The 8,144-nt window shown below is 36.8% G+C and carries 10 protein-coding genes; 5 read left to right on the plus strand and 5 right to left on the minus strand.

Features of this window, described 5'->3' with window-relative positions:
- Positions 1 to 276 precede the first annotated feature (276 nt).
- Complete coding sequence (locus BLR42_RS21170; RefSeq protein WP_207648591.1) at positions 277 to 447, minus strand: hypothetical protein; 171 nt, start codon at positions 445 to 447, stop codon at positions 277 to 279.
- 224 nt (positions 448 to 671) lie between these two features.
- Here BLR42_RS21170 and BLR42_RS21175 point away from each other — a divergent pair, with 224 nt between their 5' ends.
- Positions 672 to 1,469, plus strand: a complete 798-nt coding sequence (locus BLR42_RS21175) for a helix-turn-helix domain-containing protein (RefSeq protein WP_207648592.1) — start codon at positions 672 to 674, stop codon at positions 1,467 to 1,469.
- Positions 1,470 to 1,677: 208 nt separating this feature from the next.
- On the opposite strand, the gene BLR42_RS21180 is transcribed toward BLR42_RS21175, so the two are convergent.
- Both BLR42_RS21180 and BLR42_RS21185 read right to left on the minus strand, forming a co-directional pair.
- Positions 1,678 to 1,863, minus strand: a complete 186-nt coding sequence (locus BLR42_RS21180; RefSeq protein ID WP_091873522.1) for a hypothetical protein — start codon at positions 1,861 to 1,863, stop codon at positions 1,678 to 1,680.
- Between the two features lie 160 nt (positions 1,864 to 2,023).
- Positions 2,024 to 2,773, minus strand: a complete 750-nt coding sequence (locus tag BLR42_RS21185; protein ID WP_091873525.1) for a LytR/AlgR family response regulator transcription factor — start codon at positions 2,771 to 2,773, stop codon at positions 2,024 to 2,026.
- Positions 2,774 to 3,085: 312 nt separating this feature from the next.
- Here BLR42_RS21185 and BLR42_RS23170 point away from each other — a divergent pair, with 312 nt between their 5' ends.
- Entirely contained in the window at positions 3,086 to 4,162 is a 1,077-nt protein-coding gene (locus BLR42_RS23170; RefSeq protein ID WP_207648593.1) for a sensor histidine kinase, read from the plus strand.
- Between the two features lie 155 nt (positions 4,163 to 4,317).
- On the opposite strand, the gene BLR42_RS21195 is transcribed toward BLR42_RS23170, so the two are convergent.
- On the minus strand, positions 4,318 to 5,538 hold the full coding sequence (locus tag BLR42_RS21195) for a MerR family transcriptional regulator (RefSeq protein WP_091873530.1): 1,221 nt from the start codon (positions 5,536 to 5,538) through the stop codon (positions 4,318 to 4,320).
- Positions 5,539 to 5,671: 133 nt separating this feature from the next.
- On the opposite strand from BLR42_RS21195, the gene BLR42_RS21200 reads away from it, so the two are divergent.
- The 3 genes from BLR42_RS21200 (at position 5,672) to BLR42_RS21210 (ending at position 7,435) form a co-directional block, all read left to right on the plus strand.
- Positions 5,672 to 6,310, plus strand: coding sequence for an HD domain-containing protein (locus tag BLR42_RS21200; protein WP_091873532.1), 639 nt, complete (start codon positions 5,672 to 5,674; stop codon positions 6,308 to 6,310).
- A gap of 85 nt (positions 6,311 to 6,395) precedes the next feature.
- Positions 6,396 to 6,584 carry an NUDIX domain-containing protein gene (locus tag BLR42_RS23840; RefSeq protein ID WP_091873535.1) on the plus strand — a complete coding sequence of 63 codons (189 nt, stop codon included), beginning with the start codon at positions 6,396 to 6,398 and terminating at the stop codon, positions 6,582 to 6,584.
- A 260-nt stretch (positions 6,585 to 6,844) separates the two neighbouring features.
- Positions 6,845 to 7,435 carry a hypothetical protein gene (locus BLR42_RS21210; protein ID WP_091873537.1) on the plus strand — a complete coding sequence of 197 codons (591 nt, stop codon included), beginning with the start codon at positions 6,845 to 6,847 and terminating at the stop codon, positions 7,433 to 7,435.
- Between the two features lie 50 nt (positions 7,436 to 7,485).
- On the opposite strand, the gene BLR42_RS21215 is transcribed toward BLR42_RS21210, so the two are convergent.
- Positions 7,486 to 7,827, minus strand: a complete 342-nt coding sequence (locus tag BLR42_RS21215; RefSeq protein ID WP_091873540.1) for a hypothetical protein — start codon at positions 7,825 to 7,827, stop codon at positions 7,486 to 7,488.
- Positions 7,828 to 8,144 lie beyond the last annotated feature (317 nt).

The raw sequence follows: 8,144 nt of genomic DNA on the forward strand, positions 1-8,144 counted from the left end.
GAGATGTAGACTCGTAAACGGCAATCATTCCAGTCTTTTTGTTTGTGTACTTCACTATCGACATCTTTCATCCAACCTCCTTAACTGTACTTGGTACTATTTATTATATATCATACCAATATTTATGTCAATACGTGTATTGGTATTATTTAGTTATATAGTACCATTATTTTCCACAAACTTTCAATCAGAAATTAGTGCAAAATGCAGAGAGGCCGTAACCCCAGACATAATCTGAGTTTACGACCTCTTGCATCAATCAGCACTTATATATTTTTAGTCAATCATTAGACCGTGAATAGTAACCAAAAGCGCTGCCTTATTTGGTCTGTGCTGTGTTCCGACTACCTGATTATAGATATTGATAGGAAGCTCATTCCTCAAATACTCCGTCTGCTGCTGATAAGATGCCACAAACTGCTTACAGGCCGTTTTAGTCTCACCCATTTTTCTCAGGAAATATGTAATCATTGTGATAGATTATTCTTTCATACAATAAAAATAGACACTTAGGGATTACTTCTCAATCGTTGCTTGAGTTGGCGTTTCAATAATGTAAGCCTCACTCAAGCACAAATTGATGTACAACCCATATGCAATTATGTATCATCTGCTTAGATGATTCGACAGTGACCATGTCGCTAAGAGAAAATGACAAGGAGAATTTTAAGATGTTGGATATGAAAAGAGTTGGACAAAATATAAAATCCGCCCGAACTAAGAAGAACATGACACAATTAGAACTGGCAGATATTGTTGGAGTGAGCTATCAGGCTGTATCAAATTGGGAACGCGGCAACACTATGCCTGATGTTACTAAGATACCAGATATTGCCAAAGCATTAGATATTGGTGTTGATGATTTTTTTGGAGATGGCGACTTATCAAAAACTGTTAATAAGGTCGTAAAAACGCCAGCCGAGCCGCTTACCACTTCGGAAATCACTGAAATTGCACCAATTTTGCCACCCAAAGATTTAGAAGATACGATTGAAAAGAGAACGGACAAAGAATCCCTGAATTTTGATGCTATTGTAGGTCTGGCTCCATTCTTAGAAAAAAAATACCTTGATAGTCTGATTGAAAACATTGATATTGCAAACATTAAAGACATTGAAAAGTTAGCGCCATTTCTTTCATCTGATACACTGGCAAAGCTAGCAAAGAAAATGGACATTTCAAATATTAATGACTTTATCGGATTAGCACCGTTTTTTCCTAAAGCAACGCTTGATGAATTTGTGAAGAATATTGAACCAGAGAATATTGGGAAACTGGCTTCAATATCACCATTTTTATCTTGGGATGCATGGGACATTATTACAGATAAAGCAATTAGCGCAGGAGATGTGTCTAGTCTTTTGGATGTTGCGCCGTTTCTTCCACCCGAGACATTAAAGAAGGTTGCAGACCATATACTTCATTCAAAAAATCCGAGCGAGCTTTCTAAATTTGCAGTTTTCCTTTGATTTAAAGATAAGAAACTAGAGCTTGTAAGTCACTTACTGAATAAGAAAGAGCAACGGTAAGTCTACTTGCGTTCTTTGATAGACTTCCTCAGTAAAGTGAATCCCTCAGGCAATATTGCGCCTGAGGGATTATTATTCTAAGTTTGTTAGTGCTTCACTATAAGCGCATTGAATCGCTTCTGGACACTTACTAACAAAAGCATATTTATTACGCTTTCTTATCTGATGGATTTCCGGTCAACTTATCATAGATCGCCATAGCAATTATAGGCGTTATAACTCCAGTGTAGAGTGAGTTAAGTTCATGTCCTGCTTTATTGCATAAAATATTTACAATTATCAATACAACAAGGATTCCTAATGTTATCACAGCTCCCTTAATCACATTTTTCATACAGCATTTCCTCTCTTTCCATATAGTTTTGCTACTACAAAAATTATATAGAAAAAAATGCAGTACACTCATTTATGCAGTAAAATGCTGTTTTAATATCTTTTTCGTCATAAGCAAAGCAAACATTTTACGTTTACGATTCCGAAATGTAAGATTATAGCTACTGATTTAACTTGAGTTTCAGCCTGTCTTTTAGTCCCTTGATCTGCCTGAAGGACAATAGACATTCATCTCCGTTCACCATTCGTATTGTGCCATTTGTCGTGTTCACTTCCAGTATATTCTCAGTATTTACTAAAAAGGATCTGTGACATCGGTAAAATCTGTCATCTAGCTCACGTTCAATCTCTTTTATCTTACCCGGAAATTCTAGCTGCCTATATTTACAATGAAGAATTACCTTATGAGCATTGACAGATGTCTCAAAGAACAGTATTTCATCATAATCAACGGTAATAATCTTATCGCCGACTACTAAGGAATAGTTTGCCTTGGTTTTATTATTGGCAGAAGAAAATCTTTCATTGGCTTTAAGTATACACTCATGCACACGCCTGGTCATTTCTTCCACATCATCTTTCAGAATGAAGTCCAGTGCTTCGAGTTTGTACATAAATGTCATGTAGCTCATTTCCGAGTGAGTTGTGACAAAAACTATAAATCCCCTGGGATCGTATTTCCTGATTTCTTTTGCAAGGGTAAGCCCCGTCATATCCGTCTTTAAATCTATATCAAGAAAATATAGACCGATACAATCATCATCAGCTACCTTTTCAAGCAGCGTATACGGATTATCTGTAACGCAGGAAAACTCCATATCAAGGTTTTCTATAAGCACTACGTTGTCTATTGTCTTCTTTAGATGTTCTCTTTGCTGTGCATCGTCTTCACATAAATAAAGCTTCATCATTTGTGTATTTCCCTTAACCAAAAAGAAATAATATAGTCTATAATAGTCTGTAAATACCCAACTTTACAAGGAATAACTATGTTTGAATATGCTTTGATAAATTCATTAAGTAATGCCATTCTATTTACTATCGGACTAATAGCACTTTATTCTCGTTCCTTAAGAATTAGGGATTATTGCTTATTCTTTACTATGTTATTCTCATTGATGTTCGTTATTACCTTTTTCGGTTTAAAACCATTGATAATCACATGGTTTGTTATCCCATCCATATTTCTGAGCCATCTTACGGGTAAAAAGAAGTCTGCTATTGTGTATTTTATCCTTTACATAATTATTGGGCTGGCAGTACTTCCGATGTCCGCGCTCGTTAACCTCCTTGCTCATCATCCCATAACTAATACAGATCAAAGTCCTATAGAAATGATAATAATCATTGTATTAACGACTGCAATCTATTTTCCAATAATTCTTGGTTGCAAAAGGGTGTACCGAAAGTATCTGGCTAAAATAATTGAAAGGATAGATGATAAGCTTTTTCTATATATCACTTTTCTAATGGCCTTCAGCGCCTTTTTTATTTTTGGAATAATGACTCTATCGACGAACATCGCCGAGAATCGCTATTATCCACTGATCATTTTGGTAACTATTTATATATTTCTGACAGTTGCTTCAGTGGTGGTAATACTTATTACGACCAGAAAAAACTATGAACAGCAACAAAGGATAAGGGATCTCAGCACTCTCCGAGAATATACAGATAATCTGGAAGCCACATACAATAACCTTCGCTCGTTTAAGCATGATTACGTTAACATTCTATCAACGTTGTCTATTTTTATTGATGAAAAAAGATATGATGAACTTGATGTTTTCTTTCATGATCACATTATGCCTCTGACAAAAGAGTTGACCCAAAAGAACGCTTCTCTTGCCAATCTTTCCAGAATCAAAAACCTGGAAATAAAAAGCATTTTCTATTCTAAGCTTTTATTGGCAATTAATAAAAACATCGAAGTTACTGTTGATATTCCTGATGAGATAGGTGACCCTAGTATCGACTCAATAGATATAACTCGAATACTTGGTATTTACCTTGACAATGCTATTGAAGCTGCGGTAGAAACTGAACATCCTTTTATTAATATCCATTCAGGGAAACTGGACAATGGAATTGTTTTCATAATCGCGAATTCATATATTGATCATGGGCTGTCTGTTTCTCAGATGTGCAAAAAAGGGGTGTCTTCAAAGGGAAACGATCGCGGCATTGGTCTATACAATGTGTCAGTGATTCTGAATAAATACGATAACATATTTACTGAGACCTCTATAGAAGATGGAACATTTATACAGAAAATCCATATTTGTGGAATGCATCAGTAATCTATTTGTGGAGTTCTTGAATTTTTTTACTGAGAAATAATAGGTACCTTAGGTCAGGCTTTGATTTCTGTCCTAGGCACGTTCAATAAAATTTTCCGTTAATTGTGTGTATAACAAGGTAGACAACTCGGAAACCCGCATGTTTCCTTTCCGTCTCAATTAATTGCGATAAAGAGCCCGGCATCCTTGGTGATGTGGAATTTATGACTCACCTTTTTCATAATATAATTCTTAAATTCTGCATACCTGTTCAGAAGATAGTGGTTCTGATTGCCGTGGCACGAAAAAATATAATCTATTAGAGGACCAGCATCAGTAATGATTATTTCATCCTTGTATTTCTTCAGTTCCACTTCTCCAAATACGCCGCGCAATATATCAGCACCATTCTCCAGACCAAATATTTTGTATAAGTCATTGCTGGAAAGCACGATCCTATCATCAAAATCTATTACCAGCTCTCTGATCTCTTTCATATGATTACTACTATATGTGCTGCAGACTAGTCTTCCGCCGGGCTTCAGCACTCTGCGTATTTCCTTACAAGCAAGATGGACATCGTCACAATAAAAAAGGACGTGCCCCGCAATTACAAGATCAAAGGATTTATCTTCAAATGGGATAGCATTAAGGTCAAATGCTTTGTAGGAAAAAGTTAAGCCCCGAAGTTCTTTTGAATATGCTGATGCAGCACGGTCTATATTCTGTCTTGCATCATGCAGTATACCTGCAGAGATATCTGAAAGAGTTATTTGTATATCTGTATAATTGCGCTTGGACAATTCGCTTATATTCTCTGCCCATAATGCTCCATTACCGCAACCAAGCTCAAGAATATCCATCCCGGAAGAGATATCACATTCCTGTAATACCCAGTTAAACCATCTTTGTTTATTCGTTGAATATTTGTTATGAAGTTCTATCCTGGCAGAGATGTTGCTTGCATTTTGATATTGGCTCTTTAAGTTGTTCTCCATTGAAGTCATGTGAATCAGATCAAGCATCTGCTTCCAATCGGGAGTGGCAGAGCTTTCTATAGCTTTAATGGTGGCATTTACACCTGCCTCAACATTTTTCATTTCATCAATTCGCTCTGAAAGCAGCTTTTTCTGCATCTTTAGGGCATTTAGAATGAAATGATTATCAGTCTGACCATTTGGTATTTCTTTTATCTCATCCAGAGAAAATCCCAGGTACTTTAAAAGTAATATCTGCTGTAGAATAGCAAAATCGTAATCTGTGTAAAATCTTGTACCTGACTTTGTTATATAAGATGGCGCAAGCAGACCCTTCTGGTCATAAAATCTTATAGTTCTTACCGATACGTGCGCCATTTTGGCAAATTGTCCGGATGAATAGTACCCATTTTTATTCATAAAAGTATTCTCCAATATGATTAAAAAAGTTCTTGAAGGTTACGTTACGTCACCTTTTATAATCTGAGTATAGCATAGTTATAAGTTCAGTACGCGCCTGAATATAGTCAAGATAAGATTGGAGGTATAACAGATGTTTCCAATTATCAAAGAAGCTCTTGAAGAGTTAGAAATAGCAAGAAAACTGAATCCCGGACCATGGGTGGATCACTCAAAGAATGTTGGCTTAGCAGCTCGTAACATTGCTGAAAAGATACCTGATATGGATTCAGAGAAAGCCTATATAGTCGGCCTTTTGCATGATATCGGAAGAAGATGTAAATATGGCTTCGTTGATATTCCTACGCACGTATATGAAGGGTACAAGTACTGCATGGAGAAAGGATGGGATGAGCCGGCCAGGATTTGCATGACACATTCCTATCTTCGCATGCAGGACGAGTTTTGCTACGAGCCCGAAACAGAGCATGAGAAGGCTACCAAGGATTACATTATGAATTGTGGTGAGCCAAATGATTATGACAAGCTGATCCAGCTCTGTGATTCTCTTGCCGCAGATTATGGTTTTGTAATTCTTGAAAAAAGATTTGTTGATGTTACAAGACGATACGGAATTATGGAAGGCTACATAAAAGGCTGGGAGATTGCATTCAAGATAAAAGAAGATTTTGAAGTTCGTATGGGATGTTCTATATATGATGTTCTTCCGGATATAGGCAGAACTACACTTCTCTGCCCTAAGCCCTGGAAACCACCGGTAAGCTGTAACTGAAATGAAGATTGTTGATGTGATAGATTGAGGAACCTGTGAAAGAATAAGTAGGATTCATAGGATAAAGTAAATCGGAAAGGACAATATGGAAAATATAATTATGCCTGAAAGGCTTGAATGGGAAATCCCAGCTGGCAAAATCGAAGAAGGCGAAAGCCCGGAAGAAGCTGCAAGAAGAGAATGTATTGAAGAGACAGGCTGTTCTTTAAAGGACGTAAGTTTTCTTTGTTCTCAAAATCCTGCAAATGGTATGTTGATAATACTATTGGAATGATGGTATTGGATAAATTGTATGATTCCGGTGAGTACAAACCGCTTACTGAATCAGAAAAAGCGACAGTAAATCTGCTCGTGTTCTCAGATATACTTCCTAAATAAATAATGTTCGTAATTTGAAAAATAAAAAGTTTACTTTGTTTAGGAAAAATTTATGTGCAATAGCGATAATTCCTTTCTATAATTAAAGTGCAGAATAATATTTGCCCTGCATGGGGAGAAAGGAAAAACCGCCCGGAAAGCGGTTGGTATGAGTATATGAAAAAATTTTTGAAAAGTTCTATTGCCATTTTTGCATTGTCACTTATTCTTATTGCCACCTTTGGGACAAAAGCCCTCGCTTACAGTGAGATACCCGATTGCTTTGATTTTACCGAAACAGTCCTTAAAATGGATGCTGGAACAACAAAGCAGATTCCGATAATGGCTTACTACAACTATACGTATTACCTTGGACCTCACACAAGCTCCGGAACCTATATGGAATGCTCCTACAAAACAGGTTATCAGTACGTAACACTCCATATCGGAGCAGATGAGACAGAAAAGAACATCTTCTATCATTTCTATGTTGACGATGACAGAATGCCAACCTCGGAAAAGCATGACTGCATAGAAGTATATGTTCAAAATATTAATCCCGCCGCTGCTGCAGCTGCCGATGCAAAAGAAGCTGCTATTTCAGGGCTTAAAAACTACAGTGGAAACAATGCCGAATTTAATGCTTTATACTACTACTCCAATTACAAGGATCTTCAGGATGCTTTCGGAACAAATCCCGATATGCTTCTTGCACATTACAACCAATTCGGTAAAAATGAAGGAAGAATAGCAAATAAATTAAAATAAGGACTTGCAATAAGGGCGCTGTATCAAGACGGATACAGCGCCCTTTTTATTTATGCCTCTTCGGAGTTCTTTTTTATAAGCTGTTTCAGCAAAATAGGCTGAATAATAAATATTAGGAAAAATCCTACCACAAAACAGATAAAAAGTGATTTGAGAAACATAATTACAAAGGGTGGCATCTGTGCCATTCCTTCGCTCTGGCGTATAGCCATATTATAAGCAAATGCCACCATGGCAAATGTAATTACCGGGGTATATATCACATCTGAAATAAGGCTTTCAACAACCCTTGTACCAATCTTACCTCTCTCAAGTCCCCATTTTGCACATAGACCGCCGGTTACCTTGCCGATAGGAATAACAAAACCTATTATTAAACCTGAATTATTCACGGCAATAGATTAAAATCGCTCCAATGCCGCATGTTTACTGGTACTAAAAAACTTATTCTTCTCACCAAAAAAGTGAAGCAAAACTATATTAATAGAACTCCTGATTTGCTACAATTTATGTAGGCTGACAACCACACATAAAGCAACAAAGGAGAAGCTCTATGCATAGTTTAAAGGAAATCCAGCTCTTATGCAACAAACAGTTTAAGCTCAGTTTTAGCGGAGGCGAGCTCTCATCCGACGGCGGTCTTTTGATGATCAAGGAATTCATTTCAGCACTTGGAATTGAAAAGATCATAAGGAACACTTTCAAGACC

Source organism: Butyrivibrio sp. INlla16 (assembly GCF_900104155.1).
GTDB lineage: Bacteria > Bacillota > Clostridia > Lachnospirales > Lachnospiraceae > Butyrivibrio.

Excerpts from the sequence above, each read along its gene's own strand:
- BLR42_RS21170 (WP_207648591.1), bottom strand. The coding sequence starts at position 447 with ATGGGTGAGACTAAAACGGCCTGTAAGCAGTTTGTGGCATCTTATCAG.
- BLR42_RS21175 (WP_207648592.1), top strand. The coding sequence starts at position 672 with ATGTTGGATATGAAAAGAGTTGGACAAAATATAAAATCCGCCCGAACT.
- BLR42_RS21180 (WP_091873522.1), bottom strand. The coding sequence starts at position 1,863 with ATGAAAAATGTGATTAAGGGAGCTGTGATAACATTAGGAATCCTTGTT.
- BLR42_RS21185 (WP_091873525.1), bottom strand. The coding sequence starts at position 2,773 with ATGATGAAGCTTTATTTATGTGAAGACGATGCACAGCAAAGAGAACAT.
- BLR42_RS21195 (WP_091873530.1), bottom strand. The coding sequence starts at position 5,538 with ATGAATAAAAATGGGTACTATTCATCCGGACAATTTGCCAAAATGGCG.
- BLR42_RS21200 (WP_091873532.1), top strand. The coding sequence starts at position 5,672 with ATGTTTCCAATTATCAAAGAAGCTCTTGAAGAGTTAGAAATAGCAAGA.
- BLR42_RS23840 (WP_091873535.1), top strand. The coding sequence starts at position 6,396 with ATGGAAAATATAATTATGCCTGAAAGGCTTGAATGGGAAATCCCAGCT.
- BLR42_RS21210 (WP_091873537.1), top strand. The coding sequence starts at position 6,845 with ATGAAAAAATTTTTGAAAAGTTCTATTGCCATTTTTGCATTGTCACTT.